21 protein-coding genes, 1 tRNA gene and 1 pseudogene are annotated in these 21,335 nt (G+C 40.9%); 14 read left to right on the top strand and 9 right to left on the bottom strand.

Going from position 1 to position 21,335, the window contains the following annotated elements; translation table 11 throughout:
• The first annotated feature begins 36 nt into the window (after window positions 1–36).
• Window positions 37–1,149 (top strand): DUF1835 domain-containing protein, encoded by a 1,113-nt coding sequence (locus J2S07_RS05545; RefSeq protein WP_307149417.1) that lies wholly within the window; start codon window positions 37–39, stop codon window positions 1,147–1,149.
• Window positions 1,150–1,467: 318 nt separating this feature from the next.
• Here J2S07_RS05545 and J2S07_RS21910 read toward each other — a convergent pair whose 3' ends face one another.
• Both J2S07_RS21910 and J2S07_RS05540 read right to left on the bottom strand, forming a co-directional pair.
• Entirely contained in the window at window positions 1,468–1,551 is an 84-nt protein-coding gene (locus tag J2S07_RS21910) for a putative holin-like toxin (RefSeq protein ID WP_370872793.1), read from the bottom strand.
• A 155-nt stretch (window positions 1,552–1,706) separates the two neighbouring features.
• On the bottom strand, window positions 1,707–2,978 hold the full coding sequence (locus J2S07_RS05540) for a hypothetical protein (RefSeq protein ID WP_307149416.1): 1,272 nt from the start codon (window positions 2,976–2,978) through the stop codon (window positions 1,707–1,709).
• A gap of 87 nt (window positions 2,979–3,065) precedes the next feature.
• Here J2S07_RS05540 and J2S07_RS05535 point away from each other — a divergent pair, with 87 nt between their 5' ends.
• Complete coding sequence (locus J2S07_RS05535; protein ID WP_307149415.1) at window positions 3,066–3,434, top strand: YkvA family protein; 369 nt, start codon at window positions 3,066–3,068, stop codon at window positions 3,432–3,434.
• Window positions 3,435–3,522: 88 nt separating this feature from the next.
• Here the strand turns inward: J2S07_RS05535 and J2S07_RS05530 are convergent, their stop codons facing one another.
• A complete protein-coding gene (locus J2S07_RS05530) occupies window positions 3,523–4,734 on the bottom strand; it encodes a hypothetical protein (RefSeq protein ID WP_307149414.1) in 1,212 nt (403 codons plus the stop codon).
• Window positions 4,735–4,817: 83 nt separating this feature from the next.
• Window positions 4,818–4,905 (bottom strand) — tRNA-OTHER (locus J2S07_RS05525).
• Between the two features lie 110 nt (window positions 4,906–5,015).
• Here J2S07_RS05525 and J2S07_RS05520 point away from each other — a divergent pair.
• Window positions 5,016–5,168, top strand: a complete 153-nt coding sequence (locus J2S07_RS05520) for a hypothetical protein (protein ID WP_307149413.1) — start codon at window positions 5,016–5,018, stop codon at window positions 5,166–5,168.
• Window positions 5,169–5,249: 81 nt separating this feature from the next.
• On the opposite strand, the pseudogene J2S07_RS05515 reads toward J2S07_RS05520, so the two are convergent.
• Together J2S07_RS05515 and J2S07_RS05510 are read right to left on the bottom strand one after the other, a co-directional pair.
• Window positions 5,250–5,324 (bottom strand): annotated as a pseudogene (locus J2S07_RS05515) (IS200/IS605 family transposase); the annotation flags it as partial.
• A 94-nt stretch (window positions 5,325–5,418) separates the two neighbouring features.
• Window positions 5,419–5,700, bottom strand: coding sequence for a phage holin family protein (locus J2S07_RS05510; protein WP_307149412.1), 282 nt, complete (start codon window positions 5,698–5,700; stop codon window positions 5,419–5,421).
• A gap of 287 nt (window positions 5,701–5,987) precedes the next feature.
• Here J2S07_RS05510 and J2S07_RS05505 point away from each other — a divergent pair, with 287 nt between their 5' ends.
• The 7 genes from J2S07_RS05505 to J2S07_RS05475 all read left to right on the top strand — a co-directional run bounded on the left by J2S07_RS05505 (window position 5,988) and on the right by J2S07_RS05475 (window position 12,567).
• Window positions 5,988–6,206: a DUF1659 domain-containing protein gene (locus J2S07_RS05505; RefSeq protein ID WP_307149411.1), complete on the top strand. Its 219-nt coding sequence runs from the start codon at window positions 5,988–5,990 to the stop codon at window positions 6,204–6,206.
• A 32-nt stretch (window positions 6,207–6,238) separates the two neighbouring features.
• The gene (locus tag J2S07_RS05500; protein ID WP_307149410.1) at window positions 6,239–6,454 is read left to right on the top strand and encodes a DUF2922 domain-containing protein; all 216 of its coding nucleotides are present in this window, start codon (window positions 6,239–6,241) and stop codon (window positions 6,452–6,454) included.
• 70 nt (window positions 6,455–6,524) lie between these two features.
• Window positions 6,525–6,662 carry a YvrJ family protein gene (locus tag J2S07_RS05495; protein WP_307149409.1) on the top strand — a complete coding sequence of 46 codons (138 nt, stop codon included), beginning with the start codon at window positions 6,525–6,527 and terminating at the stop codon, window positions 6,660–6,662.
• Window positions 6,663–6,968: 306 nt separating this feature from the next.
• Complete coding sequence (locus J2S07_RS05490) at window positions 6,969–7,169, top strand: cold-shock protein (protein WP_307149408.1); 201 nt, start codon at window positions 6,969–6,971, stop codon at window positions 7,167–7,169.
• A gap of 170 nt (window positions 7,170–7,339) precedes the next feature.
• The gene (locus J2S07_RS05485; protein ID WP_307149407.1) at window positions 7,340–8,485 is read left to right on the top strand and encodes an exonuclease SbcCD subunit D; all 1,146 of its coding nucleotides are present in this window, start codon (window positions 7,340–7,342) and stop codon (window positions 8,483–8,485) included.
• Window positions 8,482–11,619, top strand: a complete 3,138-nt coding sequence (locus J2S07_RS05480) for an AAA family ATPase (RefSeq protein WP_307149406.1) — start codon at window positions 8,482–8,484, stop codon at window positions 11,617–11,619. Before J2S07_RS05485 ends, J2S07_RS05480 begins: the two co-directional genes overlap by 4 nt.
• 246 nt (window positions 11,620–11,865) lie before the next feature.
• Window positions 11,866–12,567: a YwaF family protein gene (locus J2S07_RS05475; RefSeq protein ID WP_307149405.1), complete on the top strand. Its 702-nt coding sequence runs from the start codon at window positions 11,866–11,868 to the stop codon at window positions 12,565–12,567.
• Between the two features lie 81 nt (window positions 12,568–12,648).
• Here J2S07_RS05475 and J2S07_RS05470 read toward each other — a convergent pair whose 3' ends face one another.
• Entirely contained in the window at window positions 12,649–12,969 is a 321-nt protein-coding gene (locus J2S07_RS05470; protein ID WP_307149404.1) for a DUF3889 domain-containing protein, read from the bottom strand.
• Between the two features lie 114 nt (window positions 12,970–13,083).
• On the opposite strand from J2S07_RS05470, the gene J2S07_RS05465 reads away from it, so the two are divergent.
• The 4 genes from J2S07_RS05465 to J2S07_RS05450 all read left to right on the top strand — a co-directional run bounded on the left by J2S07_RS05465 (window position 13,084) and on the right by J2S07_RS05450 (window position 18,631).
• On the top strand, window positions 13,084–13,707 hold the full coding sequence (locus tag J2S07_RS05465) for an MBL fold metallo-hydrolase (RefSeq protein ID WP_307149403.1): 624 nt from the start codon (window positions 13,084–13,086) through the stop codon (window positions 13,705–13,707).
• 67 nt (window positions 13,708–13,774) lie between these two features.
• Window positions 13,775–15,652, top strand: coding sequence for a selenocysteine-specific translation elongation factor (selB, locus tag J2S07_RS05460; RefSeq protein ID WP_307149402.1), 1,878 nt, complete (start codon window positions 13,775–13,777; stop codon window positions 15,650–15,652).
• A 208-nt stretch (window positions 15,653–15,860) separates the two neighbouring features.
• Window positions 15,861–17,006: an acyl-CoA dehydrogenase family protein gene (locus J2S07_RS05455; RefSeq protein WP_307149401.1), complete on the top strand. Its 1,146-nt coding sequence runs from the start codon at window positions 15,861–15,863 to the stop codon at window positions 17,004–17,006.
• Between the two features lie 77 nt (window positions 17,007–17,083).
• Entirely contained in the window at window positions 17,084–18,631 is a 1,548-nt protein-coding gene (locus tag J2S07_RS05450; protein ID WP_307149400.1) for a fatty acid--CoA ligase, read from the top strand.
• Between the two features lie 81 nt (window positions 18,632–18,712).
• Here J2S07_RS05450 and treR read toward each other — a convergent pair whose 3' ends face one another.
• A complete protein-coding gene (gene treR, locus J2S07_RS05445; protein WP_307149399.1) occupies window positions 18,713–19,426 on the bottom strand; it encodes a trehalose operon repressor in 714 nt (237 codons plus the stop codon).
• 76 nt (window positions 19,427–19,502) lie between these two features.
• Window positions 19,503–21,182, bottom strand: a complete 1,680-nt coding sequence (treC, locus tag J2S07_RS05440) for an alpha,alpha-phosphotrehalase (RefSeq protein WP_307149398.1) — start codon at window positions 21,180–21,182, stop codon at window positions 19,503–19,505.
• Window positions 21,183–21,335 lie beyond the last annotated feature (153 nt).

Below are 21,335 nucleotides of genomic sequence, written 5' to 3'. Positions count from 1 at the left end.
TGTTGGGCAAAAGAATTTTATCATTTTAATGGGAGGGTGATTTCTATTCGGACGAAAGCTCAAAATCCATTTTTGTATTTTTTTGTAGAGCCGAACATCGTGTTTGTATTGAAACTAGAGAGCGATCATTATGCCACTTTCACAACGATAAGCGAATGTGGAGAGTGGTTGACCTATGAACTGAATGATGGAGAGGAATTCGATTCTTTTCACCATGAGGAGCATGCTCCCCTTGAAGGGAGAGGGTATTTCCTCGCTCAAGATCATGTCAACATCGTGGTTGAAGAAATAAATAATCAAATTCAGCTCCGCCGGCGGCAATTACGGAAAAGAGGGAAGGACTCCATATCTCCGATACATCTCGTATGTACTGAGTCTGCGGCGGGCTCTTTAAAGGTGGGGCTTCCGAGACCAAAAGAAGTGATTGGATTCCCTGATTTCTTTTCCATTGGTCCCTTATGGAAGCTACTTGAAAAAATGGGGCAAGACTACCGTAACGAGTGGCTGTATGAAAATATAAATCTCATGCAGGATGAATATGATTACATAAACAAGTTTACTAATGCTTTGCGAGAAATAGAGGATTTATCTGATAAGCCACCTATTTATTTGTGGGTGGGGAATAATGCCGATGAACAAACAGGACTGCGTTTTTTCCTCTATTTGCTACGGAACAAACCAAATGATATTTTCATTATAAATTCAACTGAACAATCTTTATCAGACGAAACAAATCCGGTATTTTCAACCGGGCAACTAAATCCTGAGCAGGCAAAGGAGATTTTTGTAAAAAGTAAGTCGTTAGAGCCATTAACCGCTGCTGAACGAGTTCAAATGGAGAGAGAATGGGAAGCTTTAGAAGAAACGAAGGAAGTTTTACGAATCTGGGAAAATGAGAAAATAGTCGGGGTAAGCGATGATTATTTTGATCCTCTGCTTATGAGCGTAATTGATAGGCTTCACGCGAAACAAGAAACAAAGGATTTTATCAGGGCGGGAGAAGTAATCGGTGAAATTCTTGAACAATCAAATTTGTTTGTGAATATCTTTTACTTGGAATATCGGCTACGTGCTCTTATTTATGGTGGAGCTCTTGAACTCAAGGGAATTCCAAAATCCATGAGGCATTATTGGGTAAAAATGCGATAGAGGGTATGACATAGGAAGAATGATTTCCCTCAAGCCAAGAAAGTGACAGGATCGGTCATCAAACCGAAAAGAAAAAGCTCGTTAGAACAGAAAGCTCAAAAGCAAAAGACAATCTTGATGATTAAGGACCATTTGCACGAATGTTTATTTCCTTTTTTGTAGAGTTATAATATAATGAAATCAACATAATCTAAAAAAGACAGCAGGTGTTGCTGCACCCGCTGCCAAATACAATAGTCGCCACTCAAAGAAGCGGCCGGCTCCAATTGGCAAACGAAATAGACCAATCCCTATGCACTTGCTAGGCTCAAGGGAGGTCTATTTCTTTTTGTCATGAGACAACAATGCGAGAATAAGCATCCCGAACGTCAGCATTAACATCATCGCTTCGTATGTCGTCACCGCATCACCCCCTTTCAAGCGGGAGTGAGCCAGACCACCCTTGAGTGAACCGATCCTATTGTATAAGGAATATTATACCATGGACAAATAATAGAAGGGTACAGGTAACAATCCCTAACCTTCTCCCACGGAAAAAATAAAACCGGCCTTTTGCCCTATATCTCATCTAGGGATACAACTTCACCACTTACCGCATGGACCCCATCATGACAATCTAATTTTCCACATAAAACAAAGCGCTCTTCTTCGGTATCGTAGACATAGACGGGTTTTAGCGTAAGAAATGGCTTGAGTTTTGCAAAAGCTTCTTCATTCTGGATCTTAACTTCTCCAGCACTAGTAAAATCATGCAGCATTTCAAGCATCATTTCATTGTCGATATAGTTTACGGCTTTGAACGCTTGATCCAAAAATACAATTAGCTTTCGCTGAAAGACTTTATGATCTGTCTGTTGACGTCTTAAGGTAGCGTGAATATAGCACTTCTCTCGATGTAATGTTTTTAAGATCCATTTTCCCGAATCCTCAGGGTAGACCCGTTGCAAAAAGTGGATTACTTCAGCAATGGCCTGCTCCTGATCGTGAGGAGAAATCGGTTCTAAATCGGGGTGAGGCTCGAGGGAAAAGGCCTGTTCAGAAGAAATGTCCTCATGAAATTTGATTTCCATTCTTTCAAAAGGCTGGTTACTCTTCGTTTCCCAATAGAGTGGCTTCTCTATTTTCACAAAGGCCTGCTCAATTGGAAACACTTCAAATGGAATGGTCTTCCCAAGGTCATTCCGAATATAGATCTCCTCTAGTGCATAAATTGGGATCAATTGCTTCTTTTCGTAGGAAGGAAAATCAATCCGCTTTACTTGTTCAGCAGCAATTTCCTCAACATCGTTTAAGCTAAGCGTGAATTCTTCCATGTTAAAAAGCTGTGCAGAAGGGAAGCTTCCAAATACACTATAGAAAATGAGTCTTCCTTCATCGTCAAATTTAATCTCTATGTAGCCAGAAGGAGAAACTGGTACCCCATGATAGCATTCCTGAAAGCGATATTCTCCTGTCTTCTCTTCAACCAGCCGGAATTGAGCTCCGTTCTTCAGCCCTGTTTCTTGCTCAATCCAATTCACCACTTGCCCTAGACCGACATTGGAAAACGTCAAGCTATCAGCATAGGATTTCCCATCAACAAAAATAATGCTCTCAAACTTTCGATTGTCAATTCGTAATTCAACGACTGCTGTCCCCACTGGGTTAAGATCTTCATCAAATTCAGTTACATTTTTAGGGAACCATTCCATGCTTAATGTATAAATGGTTTCGTTCTGGAAGTTTACCTTCCGATAGAGTTTATGTCGCTGTAAGATGTAGTTTTCTAGCCCAAGCTTTATGTAGGTATAGTCAATTAACTCTTGGATTCTTCCATCCAATGCTTTCACCTCCTACCTTATTTTACCACGATCTGAAACTCTGCAGGTGTTTGTACCGTAAAGTATAATAGAGGAAAACGGAAGGGGAGTCATGCGATGGAAGAGATGCAAAAGCATTATTCCGAGAAAAAATTTTGGGCAAAATTGAAGAGATTTGCTGTTAAAGCTGGGCATTCGGTTGTGTATACAGCACTGTTACTCTTTTATACACTGCAAAAGCCAGAACTGCCAACAAAGGCCAAAGTGACCATATTGGCTGCCTTAGGCTATTTCATTTTCCCTTTTGATTTGATTCCAGATATTGCGGCTGGGGTCGGTTTCACAGATGATCTTGGTGCTTTAGGAGTCGCTTTATTCCAAGTGGCTGTTCATGTTGATGAAGAGGTGAAGGGAAAGGCAAGAGAGAAACTAGCAGATTGGTTCGGGGAGGATGTCGATACTTCAGAAGTGGATAAAAAGTTGTAGAGATTTAAGCTCTATCATGAACCGAGCAAAAAATACCGAAGGAGATGCTGTCACTTCCTTCGGTATTTTCAGCATGAACGTAATTTTATCACTCATGGCTTTTCAAATATTCTAAAAGATTTTTAAAATAAAAGGTAATATAGACGGCACCTTGATCATCAAACAAGACAAAGCCCTGACCAATAAAATGCCACCCTCCACTAACTGGTTCGAAGTAAACCTTGTTTATTCTTGAAAGAATTTCTTCTCGAACCAGATCGTTCATTTGAGCAAAAAAGTGTTCATCCCCGACCGCAACTAGGTTATATTGATTTGGTTTTTTTGAAAACCATTTTTCCTGTAATAGTTCCTCAGGCGGATCTGATATGATTTCCATCGAATGAACTTCCGTTTGGAAGGGGTCTGTCAAATGGTTAAAGGTGACTTTTGCTTGTATTTCTTGACCAATCTTTAATTCCTCAATCTTTTCATAATAAAATTTCCTCCAAGATAAATCTAAGATCTTCTTTTCCCGATCAATTTCAAAAACGATCCCACCTAATGTTTCAGTCAATGGCTGGAATTTCTTTTCAAAGAATTGAAGCAACTCCTTGTCATCGTTGGTTTGAATGACTACCTTTTCATCATCAAACAGGAGGTAAGTTGGTGCGGCCGTAATATTGAGTTCCGGATAATTTTTCTGAACAGATTGGAGATCATCGGTTCCCGTCCATTTTGAGATAGAAATCGAAGGAGTGCCGATGGGTGTTCCTGCAAACGGATCATAAAAGCCCATTTCATCATATACATAAAAAAAAGAAAATGATTGATCGTCATCACTAAGTAAGCTTTGATAGGAAACCACCTGTGTTCTTTCCAAGGGAACATAAAATGTTGCTTGTTTCTTTCCTTCCCATTTTCCTTGAATAGTGAGTGTTAAAGGGCCAGGATCATTCGGAATTCGAATAAGTTTATTTTTTTCGTGCTTCCCTTGAAATAATGGCATATCCATTTGGTACTTTTCATCCCAGAAGGAGACGGTAATAGAGGTTGGCTGTTCCCCCGGGAATCTTATTGAAAGATGTTCAAGAGGATTGATGGAGGTTGTACGGGTATTTTGTAAAATCTCATCCTTTTCTTTATCATTCATTAGCTTATCGTTCCATTGAAACATGCCCAGTGTGACTGTAGCTTCAACATCGCCAACTATAATGATTGGAATCGGTGGTTGTTCTTCCTTATGTGATTTATAAAGGTCAAGACTGATCATGAAGGATATTCCAAGAAATATTCCTATCCCCCAAAGCCATTTCTTCTTCATCTGAGTCACCTATTCTATGATTCTATTTCTACTAAATATATCACAAAAAAGGGAATGCTAGGAGATGAGAAAGATGGATGAACGGGACTTGGTAGGATTCGAACCTACAAAACACTCAGGCAGTTGTCCGATGACATCGCTGGTCGCTCTATCCGTTTGAGCTACAAGTCCCTTGAATTTAGTATGAGTATTGAGAAGAATTATATGCCAAATTTTTGAAGGCAATCGAAAATAAATATTCATATGGGAATTGTGCAACTTATAGAAGAGGAGGTGTCAGAATGCCCAGAGGTAAAGAGCTTGAGCAGCTCCCAATGTCAAATACTGCGCCAAGTATCGGCAGGAATCCATCAAAGTTCGATCGGGAAGTCCTTGCAAGCAATGTCGGTGGAGAGCAGCCAATGCCAAGTAAAGTGGAAAAGGAAGGGAAGTAATCCCTTCTTTTTTATAGGCTATTGCTCGGTTTAATGAGTTCCGCCATCTCATTTTTTGTTGAGTTTACTAAAGTAGAGACCAGCTGTTGCCTCAATAATCTCTACACCTTTTCTCTCACAAAGTGTTCTTAATATTTCTCCAATATCCTTTTTAACTATAAAAAAATCCCTGCCGAGGGGGAATTTCGGCAGGGTAAGGGAGAGGATCTAAACCTAGCTCTATAATTAAATTACCCAAATTCGTAGCGGATTAAACTTTTTTATTTCTTCCTGTTTTCGTTTTTCGCTCACCAAATGTTTGATTCATCATTTGATGTCCAAAGACAGCGATACCAGCGGCAATTACTCCATTTGTTAGAGCATCTAAGGAAAAACCGAATGTAAAAATCCCAGTCCCTACAGACAGAAATAGAAGAATCCAAATAATGGTCCAATCTGGAATTCGGGGAGTATACTTTAGCGCAAATCCGATTACCCACAGGGCAGGTACAAGTACATAATAATTTCCATTTAAAAAATTTAACAGCTCCATACTCTTCAAGCCTCCTTATATTGAGGAATGTTTTTAATATAAGGTATGAAAAACGAAAAAAAGTGCTTGTTCGACCGTCATAAGAAAAAGAAATTTTACTTTTATTACGGCTCTATCACTTCCATTCGCATTTAGTGTCCGCCTGAGATGGACATTTTAAAGGAAATGTCCACCGGCGGTACCAGGTACCAAATTAAGGTACCAAATTAAAAAGGTACTAAACTGAAAATGCCATGTCCTTTTGTCTTTCTTTTTTGTATGTAGAGGGTGAAGGGAGGTGAGGGATGATGGCAGAGGCAATGATTATGGATTCAAGACTTCGTCTATTGTTTGAGACAGGCTTGAATGACAAAGGTGAACCGATTTACAAAACAAAAACGTATAGCAACATTCGAAAGAATGCAACGGCTGAGCAGCTTTCTCAGGCGGCTAAAGCTTTGGGAGAGTTAACAGAGTACCCTTTAGCAGGCGTAGAACGAACTGACAATTTTGAGATTGTTGGTTAAGAATCATCAATAAATACTAGGAGGTGAAAAGAATGATGAAGACCTTGGAACTTCAGTTTGTTACGGATTCAAATCAAGCCACCAATATTTCGCTTGATGCTCCTAAGGAGCCGGTCGATCCGGTAGCGGTAAAATCAGCAATGGAAGCCATTATCGTTTCAAATGCTTTCTATAGTACAAAAGGGAAGCTAGTTGCGGTTAAAGGTGCGAGGGTAATTGAGCGTAATGTAACAGAATACGAGATTTAAGGAATGAAGGGGGCCAGAGATTTCTAGATTCTGGCTCCCTTTGGCCTATAAGAAGGAAGGAGGGTTAAAAATGGAACAATGGATTCCTCTAATCAGTGAGGTAGGCTTTCCAATTGTCGTGACACTCTATTTGCTTTATCGCATAGAAGCAAAGCTAGATGTAGTCGTTCAATCCATTCAAAGTCTACCCGAAAGATTAAAGGAGTAGTTTCTTATAATCAATTCATAGTCAGTGATTGATTTTAAGAAAAATATTAAGTATTCGAGAGGATTATACACCATTCGACAGAAAGAAACATTGATATATAGGCATTTGTCGGGCTTTTTATATTGACGGAATAGACTGACAACGGTATACTAAAAACAGCCGTTCTGCACGTGTTAGATTTTTGCAAGACACTTGTTCCAACATGTTTCAAAAGAAAAAGTTTGGATGGGGTATGTAAGCAGATGCAATACGTTGTAAATGGTGAATATCGCACAGGGCAATGGTGCAATAGGAGGATTTTTTTCAATGAAAAACGGTAAAGTAAAATGGTTTAACGCAGAAAAAGGTTTCGGATTTATCGAGTCTGAAGATGGAAATGATGTATTTGTACACTACTCTGCAATCCAAACTGAAGGCTTCAAAACTTTAGAAGAAGGTCAAGAAGTTTCCTTTGAAGTAGTAGAAGGAGCTCGTGGGCCACAAGCATCTAACGTAGTAAAACTATAATATTAAATGTGCTAAAACAGCTCAACCAAATTGGTTGGGCTGTTTTTTAGATCCGAAAGAATGAATTTTTACTGACTTTGAAAATATTTCCCTACCGATTATTGTACCCACCCTTATCTTAACAGACTGTTATAATGGGAGTATGAGAGACAAAACGAGAGGTGATAGGGTTGAAGTTTATTCATACAGCTGATTGGCATCTAGGAAAGCTTGTACATGGAATTTATATGACGGACGATCAGCGCTTCGTACTAAATCAATTCGTAGAATTAATTGAAAAAGAAAAGCCAGACGCAGTCGTAATTGCAGGGGATCTCTATGATCGCTCTGTCCCACCGATTGAAGCGGTGAATCTATTAGATGAGATTCTATTTAAAATAAACGTAGAATTAAAAACACCGATTGTGGCTATTGCTGGAAATCATGATAGTGCCGAGCGACTTTCCTTTGGGAGCTCCTGGTATAAAAATAGCCATTTCTATTTAACAGGGAAGCCACACAACCAGTTTCATCCCGTCCATATTAACGGAGTTAACTTCTACCTTGTTCCGTATGCAGAACCGGGAATCGTACGTGCTCTACTAGACGATGACACAATTCATTCGCATCAAGACGCCATGAAGGCCGTGATTAGTAAAATCGAAGAGAACTTGAATCCGAATGAAGCCAATGTGTTTGTAGGACATGCCTTCGTATTGGGAGGGAGTACATCTGAGTCGGAAAGAACCTTGTCAGTTGGTGGCTCAGGCTGTGTTAGTCATGACCTCTTTGCCCCTTTTTCCTATACGGCACTAGGACATCTTCACAGTCCAGATGCAATCAAGCACGACAAGATTTTTTATTCTGGCTCTCTTTTAAAATATTCCTTTTCAGAGGCGAAGCAAAGAAAATCGGTTTCAATTGTCGAGATGGAGGACAATGGTGCCTTCTCCGTACGCTATGTGTCGCTCAAACCCAAGCAGGATATGCGCGAGCTAGAAGGACACTTAGAAGAGCTTCTAGACCCGAGTTTTTACGAAAAAGAGAAGCTTGATGATTATCTAAAAATCACTTTGCATGATGAAGGTGCTCTGATTGACCCGATCAATAAATTACGCCAGGTCTATCCTAATGTTCTTCATTTAGACAGGAAGGTCAAGCTTACGGATATGAAAAAAATACAGGGCTTTACATCGATAAGAGAAGAAAAAAAATCAGAAATCGATCTATTTGCCCAATTTTATCAGGAGATGACAACGGCCGAATTTTCCGAGGATAAAAAAGCTGTCATGTCAGAAGTGATTCAGAATGTGCTTGTTGAGGAGGGAGCGAAATGAGGCCGCTTAAGCTAACTATGCAGGCATTCGGACCCTACGCAAAAACAGAGACAATCGATTTTACGGAGCTTGGTAATCGAACGATGTTCGTCATTTCAGGTAAGACGGGATCAGGAAAGACAACGATTTTTGATGGAATTAGCTATGCCATCTATGGGAAGGCGAGTGGCGAGGATAGGAATGGGCCGGAGCTGAGAAGTCAGTTTGCAAGTGAGGATCTCCCAACGGAAGTGTCGCTACATTTTACCTTGCGTGGAAAAAACTACTTTATTCGACGCTCGCCTCAGCAGGAGAAGAAAAAGGAGAGAGGCGAGGGGTTCCGTACGATAGGGGCCACAGCCGAACTTTATCAACTTGATGAACATGGGGAAATGCAGCTTCTAGGTGCGAATGTGCGAGATGTTGATGAACGTATTAAAGAGATCATGCTCATTGACAGCAATCAGTTTCGTCAAATCCTCATGATTCCACAGGGAGAATTTCGGAAACTGTTAACTTCTGATAGCAAGGAAAAGGAATTAATCCTCCAACGTTTGTTTCATACGGAATTATATAAGCGGATCGAAGAAAAGCTGAAGGAGGAGGCAACCTCTTTAAAAAAGGCGGTGGAAAAGCAAGAAGAGGATCGAAATCAGCTTATTCGCAAAATCAGTGCTCTTTATAATCAGGATTTGCATGGCTATTTAGAGACAGGCAGTGTGAACGATGTGGTTATTTTTCCATTGCTTGAGGATGAAATAGAAAAGATGAAAGAGCATTTAGAGATCCTTAGCCGAGAAGTAAAGATGAAAGAGAAGGACAAGGAAGCCCTTGCGAAAAAGCTTCATGACGCGGAAAGCATCGTAAAGCAAATGAGAACAAGGGATGAACTAGGTGCAAGAATAGCCGAACTAGAAGGACAAAAGGACCTTTTTGAACGGAAAGAAAAAGATATTGCTTTGGCTCACCAAGCAGCAATTTTGGCCAAGCAGGAGGAGCTATGCCAGCGCCTAAGCCGTGAGAAAAACTCATTACTGCAAGACCTGGAGATTCGAAAACAACGAGTTGAGAACATTCAACTCCTTTTACAAAAAAGGGAAGAAGCATGGCTACGGGAGCAGGGACGTGAAGGGGAGAGAAAACAAGCACAGGAAGCCCTCCATTCCCTTCAGCAAATGAAAGAGGATGTGAAGTCCTTTGCCTTACTTGAAAAAGAAGTCCTTACCCTTGAACAGGAGCTTCTCGGATTTAAAGGTCAGCACAAGCTTGCAGAGGAAAACCTTCAAATGGCTGAGGAACGTTTGAAGACTCTTCAAGATGAAAAAGAAGCACTCCAAAAAACGGATCTGCTTTTATTAGAGAATGAACGACAGTTTGAAAAGCAAGAAAACGAAATGACTCTCCTCCTAAAATATGAGGCACAAGCTTTGAAATATCAGGAAAATATTGAGCTCTTGGCTAGAAAAAGAGGTCAATTCGGACAAGCCAAGCAGCGCCTTGAAGATGCTAAGAAATTAATCGAAGAACTCGAGCATCGATGGCTGCATGGTCAGGCGGCGAATCTTGCGAGTAAGCTTCGTGATGGAGAGGCGTGTCCAGTCTGTGGTTCAGAGCATCATCCACAGCCTGCTGCTGCCATTGGTGTGCAATTACCCGACGAGAAGGAACTGGAGGCAGCAAAAGCTCAAGTGGCAGAGCTTGAGCGTGAGAGAATGGATGCAGAATCTGCTTTCTTAGAGGTTCAGTCCCGAGTTGGAATGATGGGAGAAACGATCAAGGAGCTCCATTCTGAAATCTTAAAGATAAGGGATGATTTTTCAGAGGAAAAACTAGAACCATTGAAAAATCATTTGCTAGATATGAAAAGGAAATTGCAAAAAGAGCAATCGAAGCTTAAGGAGGACCAATTAAAGCTTCAAAAAATGGCCGACGTCATTCAATCACAAGAGGAAAAGAAGAAAGACTATCAAAATAAAGTAGAAAAGCTTACGAAAGCCATCAACCAAACTTCAATTGCCTTTGCTGAGAAAAATACAAACTTCAACGGGATGAAGGCTCGTATTCCTGAGGATTTGCGTTCCATTCAGGCTTTTGAACAAAAATGGAACGAAGCCGTCCGTAAACAGGAGATGCTCCAAAAGCAATTTGAGAGGGCCCAGTCGGAATTTCTTGAAACAAAGGAGCAACTTACATCTGAGGAGGCAGGGTTTGTAACGGTAAAACAGCATGCTGCTGATAAAGAAACCGAATTGAATCAGGAGAGAGCCATTTTCTTGAATCAGATGAGAGAGCAAGGCTTCAACACCTACAAGGAATATGAAGCGGCCAAAAGGACGGAGGCACAAATCCAACAGCTGGAACGAGAGATTCGCGAATATCGGGAGAACCTCCGCTCTGTTACAGACCGCTACCAGGATTTATACGAAATGCTGAAAGATGTGGCTGTACCTGATTTGGAGGGGCTAGCGCTAGATCTTAAAGAGATTCAAGATCAAATAGCAGAGCTTAATCAAACATACACCGATCTTCTTATCAAGAAACGTGATAATGAGAACATTCGGGATGGAATTGTACGAATAAATGAAGATTTGAAGGTAAATGAAGAAAGATATAAGCTCGTTGGCGAGCTATATGATATTTCTCGTGGACAAAATCAGTTGAAAATAACCTTTGAACGCTATGTGCTAGCAGCATTCCTTGATGATATTCTCCACGAAGCGAATATGCGCTTATTAAAGATGACCAGCGGTCGCTACCAAATGATTCGTAAAACCGACCGGGCGAAAGGAAATGCACAAAGCGGCCTCGAACTTCTCGTCTTTGATCAGTACACCGGACAGGAAAGACATGTGAAAACTCTGTCTGGTGGGGAAAGCTTTAAGGCGGCGCTATCATTGGCGTTAGGACTTGCCGATGTTGTGCAAAACTACGCCGGCGGAGTTTCCCTCGAAACCATGTTTATTGACGAAGGTTTTGGTACGCTTGATCCTGAATCATTGGACCAAGCGATTGAAGCGTTGATCGATATCCAAAGCAGCGGTCGTCTAGTCGGGATTATTTCCCACGTGCCAGAATTACGGGAAAGAATTGATGCCCGACTTGAAGTGACAGCAACACAGACAGGTAGTACAACGGAGTTTTATTTCTTGAGTTAAATGAAGAGAGTTTATCATGAAAATGAGCCAAATTTGTTAGCCTGCAGAATTTTTCTGCAGGTATTTTTTTGTTTTTATGCTTAGAAGATGCTGTGCATTAAGATTGACTCTATTCAAAATCAGGATATTTGCGCAAGTTTTGATTTATTTGCGAAATTGTGGATATATTTGCGATAATAAGTTTATATTTGCGAAAAATCCATTTTATTTGCGAAACACCAATTTGCTGAGAAAGAGGGATGTGGATTGGATACTCTTTTTGGCCACCATTATGAGCTTTTCCCTTTCAAGCTTTTCTCCATTTCACACCTATTGATGCTTGGTGTTTTTGTTGGAGTCAGTGCCTTCTTGGCCATCTATCGTACAAAGCTTGCTAAATATGAGTTAGGACTTAGAATCTTTCTTTGCAGCGGATTGTTTGTGCTGGAATCACTGTACCATTACTGGCTATACAAGGACGGCTACTGGGATATTTCATTTGCTTTAACACTTCAGCTCTGTTCGATTAGCTTACTTCTTTGTTTACTTCTCCTTCTGACAAATTCTAAATTACTTTTTCAAATCGTCTATTTTCTTGGAATTGCAGGAGCATCACAAGCACTAATTACGCCTGAATTATTTTTTGGCTTTCCTCATTTTCGCTTTTTTCAATTCTTTATTACCCACATTCTTATAATCTGGGTAGCCCTGTTTTATGTGTTTGTAAAAGGTTATAAGATTACAAGAAAAGGGATGTGGCAAGCCTTTGGATTTCTTAATATTGCTGCTTTCACAGCGTTCTTTGTCAACAGATTAACCGGTGGAAATTATATGTTTTTGTCACAAAAGCCTTCAAATCCGTCACTACTAGATTACTTAGGTCCTTACCCGTTTTATATACTTGTATTAGAAGGCATTGCGCTGGTGTTGTTTATCATTTTGTACCTTCCATGGAAAAAAAGGAGTTGAACATGTTTGCGGAAAATGGGAAAAGTCGGGGTAAGCTAACACCGAAGTGATTGGGTAGACCAGATATGGACGGGGTCATCACTATCTATTTACTTCTTTAAAAGTAATAGCGATGACTCGCTCCGTTTTCTTATCAAATTCAATGTTCACTAGTACTCCAAACTCCCTTTCTCCCTCTCTTAGCCAAAGCTTAAATTTTTCCATCGTGGTATTAATTTCGCTCATTCGACCAATATGCTTATAGTCAATGATGTCGGCCTTCGGGTATTTCTCTTTCGTTTTCTCCATCGCCAGCCTGCCCCATTTCGCATACAATGGCTCCGCGGTCACAATCGGTTTTTCATGAATAGAGGAAATTGAATATACAGTTAAGAGTATGATACATAAGAAGATTTTTTTCATAGGCTCCTCCTTTTAAGTTAGGTTTTTCTAATTAACGCAACTCTATGCAAAAAAACAGGGATCTATAGGTCATAAACAGAAGATTTACATATAGTTCTAAAGAGGAGGTATACCATGCTAGAGATACAAGAAATCAATGGAGTTGTTTGTGCAAGGGGAACCACAAATCCAAGTAGAGGAAGTATAGATATTTCGGCTGTCGATTTCTGTGCAGAAGATGGAGAATATCCGCTATATCGGCAAATAGTGTGGGGCGGTAGGGAAGCATTTACAGCGCAACCATTACCAAATTTTTTTCAATCGAGAACGTCCAAGTGGGAGGCAATCTACACACCTGACCATGCTTTTGATCATGTAGCCTTGTTGAATCATGATAAGGGGATGCTTTTTTCGGGTGATCTTTATGTCAAACCAAGACCGAAAGTCATGCTTAGCTTTGAATCCGTTCCCGTCATCATGGATTCCATCCGTAAGGTGTTGACCTATGACTTTGCGGAAATGTTTTGTAGTCATGCTGGCTACGTCCATAATGGCAAGGAGATGCTACGAAAGAAACTAGATTATATGGAAAATATGAGTGAACAAATTATAGATTTGTACAAACACGGCTTGTCAGATAAAGAAATCCAAGAAAAACTAATGCCAGATACAAACCCGATTATTCAACTTTCAGACCATGAATGGGATACGATGCATTTCATTACCTCTGTTCTCAACCATTATAGGAACAAACAATAGAATCCTTGAAAGATTGGCCTTTTCAAGCTAAATTAGAAGGAGAACATCGAAGGAAGTGGCCATAGGAATGAAAAGATATTTTACAATTGGAATGGCTGGTCATATTGACCATGGGAAGACGACGTTGACGAAGACATTAACGAATGTTGATACGGATCGTCTAAAAGAGGAGAAAGAACGGCAAATCTCAATCGAATTGGGGTTTGCACCATTATATGAGGATGAGGAAATTCAAATTTCTGTTGTCGATGTGCCGGGCCATGAGCGTTTTATTCGGCAAATGATTGCTGGTGTCGCTGGGATTGATCTAGTGGTGCTTGTTGTCGCGGCGGATGAAGGAGTCATGCCGCAAACGAGAGAGCACTTAGATATTCTTGGATTTCTCGGGATTAAGAATGGCATCGTGGCGATTTCGAAAATTGATCGTGTGGAAGAAGAGTTTATCGAACTGGTTAAAGAGGATATTCGTGAAGAATTACAAGGAACCGTGTTTGCGGAAGCTCCACTTGTGTTAGTCGATAGTCTTTCTAATAAAGGGATTGACGATCTCAAAGAACTGATCATACATACATTAAAGAAACAAGAAATGCGCGATGTAAAAGGAGCGTTTCGACTACCTATTGACCAGGTTTTTACGGTAAAAGGTCAGGGAACGGTGGTTAGGGGAACGGTCTATGAAGGGAGAGTTGAGGAAGGACAGGCTCTCACTGTGATGCCAAAGGGTCTTGAGGTCAGAGCAAGACAAATTCAAGTTCATCACAAAGCTTCAAAGGAAGCCTTTGCTGGTCAACGGGCAGCGATTAATTTGTCCGGTGTTGCGAAGGAAGATCTGGAACGGGGAGATGTGCTTGTTTCCTCGGAGCATTTTAATGTAACGAGAACGATGGATGTGGCCATTCGTGTCGTTGAGGATTTAGATTACATGGTGAAACAGCGGATGCCGATTAAATGTCACATCGGAACAGCAGAAGTAATGGGTCGCATTGTCTTTTTCGACCGTAATGAGCTAAAAGAGGAAACCGGTGAGATTCTTTGTCAAATCCGTTTGGATGAAGAAATTGTTGCGAAGCGTGGGGACCGTTTTATTTTACGAAGACCAAGTCCAGTAGAAACGCTTGGCGGTGGTTGGGTCATCGATCCAAAGGGAGAGAAGCACCGATTCGGTGAACGCACGATCGCGGAGCTGGAGAAGAAAAAGGTCGGGACGCCTGGAGAAAGAATTGTTTCTGCATTGATGGAATCGAAGAGCCTTTCGCTAGATGATTTGATTACAAGAACCTCTCTCGAACGGGATATTCTCGTGGAAGAGTTAAAAAGTGATGATTTTATTCTCCTGAACGGAAAGGAATACACGCTGAGGGCGCTTGTAGAATTGAATGAAGAGGACTTGTACAATCGTTTGCGGGATTATCACACGGAATTCCCGATGAAACAGGGATTAAATAAAGCGGAGCTATTTCAACAACAGATGAAACTCTATCCGAAAGCACTTCTAGATTATGTTATTGAGAGGGGAATACAAGCAGGGACTTTTAAAAGAAAGGAACAATATATTTCCATTCGTGACTTTCAGCCACATGTACCGAAGAATTGGAAGACTCGCAGTAACAATATGCTAGATAAACTAAAGGCTGATGGGATGAAAGTCAACTATTTTAAGGATTATTTGGATGGTGCAGGAATTCCAAGCAGCATCGTTGATGATATGAAGAAATTTTTGGTAGATGAAGGGATAGTAGTGCCGTTAGATGAGCAATATTCCTGGCATGGAGATGTTTTTAATGCAGCGGTTGAAAAATTGAGAGCTGAGACAGGTCAGGAGTTTGAGGTTGGTGAGGCAAAGGATGTGCTCGGGCTTTCAAGGAAATACATGATTCCATTCTTAGAAGCGCTGGATAATAGGGGATTTACAAGACGAATTGAGAATAAGCGTGTTTGGCGTTAAGCGGTATCATTCATCTGCACACAATTTATGTAGTTTTGGGCAATCGCCAATCACAATTTTACCAGGGAGTAGCGAAGTTGCTGCTCCTTTCAAATTTCTCTGAAACTAAACGTTAGTTCAAATATAAAAGTATTCAAAAAATATAAAAAATAGAATAGTATATTAATTAGAAAGCGTTTGCAACTAAATGGAAGAGGAGAAAGATTTGATGAAGCATCCCTATTTGCAGGAAGAGCATGAAATTTTTCGAAAGTCATTAAGAAAGTTTTTGGAGAAAGAGGCATATCCTTTTTACGAGCAGTGGGAGGAGGAGCGTATTATCCCGAGAGCCTTCTGGGAGAAGATGGGGGCACAGGGCTTTCTTTGTCCAGATGTACCTGAGGAATACGGAGGAAGTGGTGTCGACTGGGGCTTCTCTGTTGTGGTTAATGAGGAATTAGAGCGAGTTGGCTCGGGTCTTGTCGGAATTGGGTTACACAGTGATATTGTCATTCCATACATTACTGCCTATGGAACAAAAGAGCAGAAAGAACGCTGGTTGCCAAAATGTGTGACTGGAGAAATGATTACGGCCATTGCGATGACAGAGCCAGGGACCGGGTCTGATCTTGCTAATATTCAAACAACAGCAAGACTTGATGGGGACCATTATGTGTTAAATGGTCAGAAAACCTTTATTACAAATGGGATTCATGCAGATCTCATCATTGTCGCTTGTAAAACGGATCCATCAGCAGTTCCAAAACACAAGGGACTTAGTCTCGTTGTTGTCGAGAGAGACGCGCCAGGCTTTTCAAGAGGAAGGAAGCTTAATAAGGTAGGCCTGCATTGCCAGGATACGGCAGAATTGATATTTGAGGATTGCCGTGTACCAAAGGAGAATTTACTAGGAGAAGAAGGTAAGGGTTTTCAATATTTGATGGAGAAGCTTCAGCAGGAACGTTTGCTTGTGGCAATCAATGCCCAGGCTGCTTCGGAAAAAATGTTTGAAATGACGATGGAATATATTCAGAGTCGGGAGGCCTTTGGTAAGCCAATTAGCAGATTTCAAAATACGCAATTCAAAATGGCAGAAATGGCAACAGATCTTGAAATGGGGCGTGCATTTTTGAATCAACTCATTGCTGAACATATCCATGGCGCCAATGTCGTGACTAAGGTGTCGATGGCAAAGTGGAGGTTAACTGAGAATGCTAGAAGAATTGCGACCGAGTGTATGCAGCTTCATGGTGGTTACGGATATATGGAGGAATATGAGATTGCTAGAAGGTATCGAGATATTCCAGTAGCGAGCATCTATGCAGGCACAAATGAGATTATGAAAACCATTATTGCCAAAAATCTAGGCTTGTAAATCTCTAGATTCGAATAATTATTGCCAACCAGCTAGTCAGTCAGAAGGAGATTTCTAAAATAGGGGAGGAAATTGAAATGACGACGACTCTTGGCAGAATTTTTGACCTTACGGTAGCGAAGTATCCAAACAAGGAAGCGCTTTATGATGTTCGAAAAGATTTAAGGCTCACCTATAAGGAATGGAGCATCGAGGTCAATAAGTTAGCAAATGCTTTATTGCAGGAGGGTGTAAGGAAAGGGGATCGGGTCTCGACCTATTTATTTAATACAGAGGAGCTAGCGACAGCCTATTTTGCCTGTGCGAAAATTGGTGCAGTTTTTAATCCTATTAATTTCCGCTTAATGGCTGAGGAGGTGGCATTTATCCTCGATGATGCTGAGCCGAAGGTTGTTCTGTTTGAAAAAATGCTGGCATCCTCCATCGAACCGATTCACCATCGTTTCCAGCAAACAGCCTTTTGGTCCATTGATGAGGATACTCTTTCATATGCAGCTAGCTACAAGGAAAAGGTGGCTGCGGCACCTAATAAGGAAATTGAAGCGAATATTGATGAGAATGACATCTATGCCATCATGTATACAAGTGGCACGACAGGTCGGCCAAAAGGGGTCATTCATAAACATCGTGACATGGTGGAGCAAAGCTTGATTGTCATTGCTTGTACAAAAGTCGTTTCGGAGGATGTGGGATTGGTAACTGCACCGATGTTCCATTGTGCCGAGCTGCACTGTGCATTTTTACCGAGAGTTCATATGGGTGCGAAAAATGTAATCCTGCACCATTTCGATCCGAAAGGGGTCCTCACACTCATTGAGCAGGAGAAAATTACAAAGTTCTTTGCGGCACCAACGATGTGGAATATGATTTTACAAGAGGACTTAAGCGCCTATAACTTGGAAAGCTTAAAGTTGGGGCTTTATGGAGCAGCTCCGATGGCACCGACATTAGTGTATGCTTGCCAGGATAGATTAGGGGTTTCACTTGTGCAAGCCTATGGGATGACGGAGATGGGGCCAGCGATCACTTTTCTTTCCGAAAACGATCAAATTCGCAAGGCTGGCTCAGCAGGTCAGGCCTGTTTGAATCATGAAATTCGCATTGTTCGTCCAAATGAAAATGGTCCATCTGACCCGGATGATATTGTTCCAACGGGAGAGACCGGAGAAATTCTTGTTAAGGGTCCTTGTATGATGAGCGGTTATTTTAACCGTGAGGAAGCGACAGCAAAGGCGATGTATAAAGGCTGGTATCATTCTGGGGACATCGGTTATTTGGATGAGGAAGGCTATCTATGGGTTAAGGACAGGGTCGATGACATGATTATCTCAGGAGGGGAAAATATTTATCCACGTGAGGTAGAGGATGTGTTGTACGGTCACGACGGTGTGTTGGATGTAGCGGTTATTGGGATGCCAGACGACCGTTGGGGCGAAACCGTGACAGCATTCGTCGTGAAGAAAAATCCATCATTAACCGAGCAGGAGCTGGATGAGTTCTGCAAAAATAGTGACGAGCTAGCCAATTACAAACGTCCACGAAAATACATCTTCTGTGATGTTCTGCCAAGGAACGCCAGCGGTAAAATCCAGAAATTCATCCTCCGCAAACAACTAGAGGTATAATTAGGCAGCTGGTACCGACTATGGGGAATAATTTTTGGTGTAGCTCATATAAAGAAGCTGGCCATATTCGGTCAGCTTCTTTTAGTGATTTCTTCGAGCGAAATCAACAAATTTGAATTTATCAGGTCGATGCCTTGATTCCGTATATTGAAAAAGGGTGGCATCCTCTAGATAGACGTAATTTCGAATGACCACAACATTGTAAAAGCCCTCTAAATCTAAAAATTGCCGGTCTTCTGCAGTTGGTTCGACAACGGTCACTTCCTTTTTGGCAAAGCTAATCGGAAGATTCAATTCCTTCTCAAGATAGTGATAGATAGAGTCCTCGCTAATTTCTTTCGTTAATTCGGGCACTATTTTCTGATGAAAATAATCCTTATCAAGGATTATTTTTTTTCCGTTGATTTCACGTGTACGTATAACCTGCCACACTAAATCCTTGTTTGTTAGCTGCAGCTGCTTTTGAATATATGGGGTGGGCTTTATTAAGCTGACATCATGAGCAATCGTTCGAACGCTACCTTCCATTTTGTCCGCTAACTCTTTGAAGCTGATGAGACCCGAAACAGGAAAATTAAATTTTCCATTTTCGATCACGAGCGAGCCTTTCCCCCTTATTTTTTGAATATAGCCCTTCTGAGCAAGAAGATTCAACGCCTTGCGGATCGTTTCCCTTGATGTATCATATTGGATTCGGAGCTCATTTTCAGAGGGAAGAAGGGAGTTTGTCGAAACTTCTCCCGATTCAATCTGATCGACAATATCATTGAAGATTTTTAAATATTTATTCGTCATTCCGATCCCATCCTGCAGGTATTCTATATCTATTAATATGGTCCTTGTTGTGCTTTGTAGCTGTTCGTGGTTGAAATCAGCTTGTTAAATGATAGACAACTGACTCATATGGTCTTAACGTGAAGCGCTTGAAATCAAGCGGTGAATCTTGATAATTGGAAATGAGGATGGTTCTGTCATCATTCTCAATCCCGATTCCAGAAGGCAAATCAAAGGTAGTTTCTGAACTGTAAAAATTATTGATAATGAGCAGATGCTCACTTCCTAGTTGACGTATAAAAGCAAAAATACGGGGATGCTCCTTTAAGATGAGCTGGAAATCTCCATCTATGATTATATCATGTTCCTTCCTCAGCTGGATGAGTTTTTGATAATGATAAAAAATCGAATCACGGTCTTCCAGTGCTCTTTCTGTATTAATGGACTTGAATTGCTCTGGTACGGGAATCCATGGTTGCCCAGTTGTAAAGCCAGCGTGTTCTTCATCCGTCCATTGCATTGGGGTTCGGGCATTATCCCGTGATTTTTGCTGAAGAATTTCAAGAATCTCCTTTTCACTCATGCCTTCGTTCCGCTTCAGCTCATACATATTAAGTGATTCTACATCACGGTAATCCTCAATTTTGTTAAAATATGGATTGGTCATTCCGATTTCTTCCCCTTGATAGATATATGGGGTTCCTTTCATCATATGAAGGGTTGTAGCAAGCATTTTTCCAGCTTCTTTGTGGTATTCCTTATCATCGCCAAAGCGAGAAATAGCCCTAGGCTGATCATGGTTGCACCAAAATAAGGCATTCCAACCTCCACCTTTGTCCATTTCAATTTGCCAGGCAGAAAGAATGCTCTTGAGCTCTAAAAAGTCAAACTCGGCCTTCGTCCACTTGTCACCACATGGATAATCTACCTTTAAATGATGAAAGTTAAAGGTCATATTCAGTTCATGACGATTAGGATTTGAATAGTTGATACAATTGTCGATCGTGGTGGAAGACATTTCACCGACCGTCATAATGTCATATTTGGAAAAAACTTCATGATTCATTTCTTGAAGAAATTCATGAATTCGAGGTCCATCTGTATAAAACTGTCTTCCATCGCTATGCGGGAAGGATGGATCATTTGGAAACTTCTGGTCCTTCGAAATTAAATTAATGACATCCAAGCGGAAGCCATCGACACCCTTCTTAAGCCAAAAGTGCATCATTTCATGGACGGAATTTCTTACTTTTTTATTTTCCCAATTTAAGTCTGCCTGAGTGACATCGAATAAATGTAAATAATATTGTCCTGTTACTTTATCTAGCTCCCAAGCCGGTCCGCCGAATTTTGATTGCCAATTATTCGGGACTTTCCCATTTTCTCCATCCTTCCAAATATAGTAGTTACGATAAGGATTTTCTTTGGAGCTTCGTGCTTCCTTGAACCATTCATGCTCTGTAGACGTATGATTGACGACAATGTCCATGATGATTTTAAGCCCGCGTTTATGAGCTTCTTCCAATAATTTTTCGAAATCCTCCATGGAGCCATAACGTTCATCAATTGCATAGTAATCACTTATATCATAGCCATTATCACGCTGGGGGGATGGATAGATAGGTGTGAGCCAGATGACATCGACACCGAGTAATGCAAGATAATCCAGTTTTTCCGTAATTCCACGAATATCTCCAACTCCATTGCCAGTTGTATCCTTAAAGCTTTTTGGATAAATTTGATAAACGACAGATTTTTTCCACCAAGGTTGAGTCACTACAAATCACCTTCCAAGTCATAATTGTTATCCTTGCTGCTAAGCTTTTCTCAACCGTAAAAAAAGTGAGAGGAAATCTCACTGAATGTACCATTTTAAAGTTTGTGATAGGGGGAGCACCTCGTTACGATGCAATGTCTTTTGCACCTCTAA

The sequence above is a fragment of the Anoxybacillus andreesenii genome (assembly GCF_030813005.1).
Classification (GTDB): domain Bacteria; phylum Bacillota; class Bacilli; order Bacillales; family Cytobacillaceae; genus Robertmurraya; species Robertmurraya andreesenii.
This window is presented reverse-complemented; position numbering and strand designations above follow the sequence as displayed.

Bases quoted from the DNA above. Each gene is read 5' to 3' on its own strand.
- J2S07_RS05535 (WP_307149415.1), top strand. From the start codon at position 3,066: ATGGAAGAGATGCAAAAGCATTATTCCGAGAAAAAATTTTGGGCAAAA.
- J2S07_RS05530 (WP_307149414.1), bottom strand. From the start codon at position 4,734: ATGAAGAAGAAATGGCTTTGGGGGATAGGAATATTTCTTGGAATATCC.
- J2S07_RS05520 (WP_307149413.1), top strand. From the start codon at position 5,016: ATGCCCAGAGGTAAAGAGCTTGAGCAGCTCCCAATGTCAAATACTGCG.
- J2S07_RS05510 (WP_307149412.1), bottom strand. From the start codon at position 5,700: ATGGAGCTGTTAAATTTTTTAAATGGAAATTATTATGTACTTGTACCT.
- J2S07_RS05505 (WP_307149411.1), top strand. From the start codon at position 5,988: ATGGCAGAGGCAATGATTATGGATTCAAGACTTCGTCTATTGTTTGAG.
- J2S07_RS05500 (WP_307149410.1), top strand. From the start codon at position 6,239: ATGATGAAGACCTTGGAACTTCAGTTTGTTACGGATTCAAATCAAGCC.
- J2S07_RS05495 (WP_307149409.1), top strand. From the start codon at position 6,525: ATGGAACAATGGATTCCTCTAATCAGTGAGGTAGGCTTTCCAATTGTC.
- J2S07_RS05490 (WP_307149408.1), top strand. From the start codon at position 6,969: ATGAAAAACGGTAAAGTAAAATGGTTTAACGCAGAAAAAGGTTTCGGA.
- J2S07_RS05480 (WP_307149406.1), top strand. From the start codon at position 8,482: ATGAGGCCGCTTAAGCTAACTATGCAGGCATTCGGACCCTACGCAAAA.
- J2S07_RS05470 (WP_307149404.1), bottom strand. From the start codon at position 12,969: ATGAAAAAAATCTTCTTATGTATCATACTCTTAACTGTATATTCAATT.
- J2S07_RS05465 (WP_307149403.1), top strand. From the start codon at position 13,084: ATGCTAGAGATACAAGAAATCAATGGAGTTGTTTGTGCAAGGGGAACC.
- selB (WP_307149402.1), top strand. From the start codon at position 13,775: ATGAAAAGATATTTTACAATTGGAATGGCTGGTCATATTGACCATGGG.
- J2S07_RS05455 (WP_307149401.1), top strand. From the start codon at position 15,861: ATGAAGCATCCCTATTTGCAGGAAGAGCATGAAATTTTTCGAAAGTCA.
- J2S07_RS05450 (WP_307149400.1), top strand. From the start codon at position 17,084: ATGACGACGACTCTTGGCAGAATTTTTGACCTTACGGTAGCGAAGTAT.
- treR (WP_307149399.1), bottom strand. From the start codon at position 19,426: ATGACGAATAAATATTTAAAAATCTTCAATGATATTGTCGATCAGATT.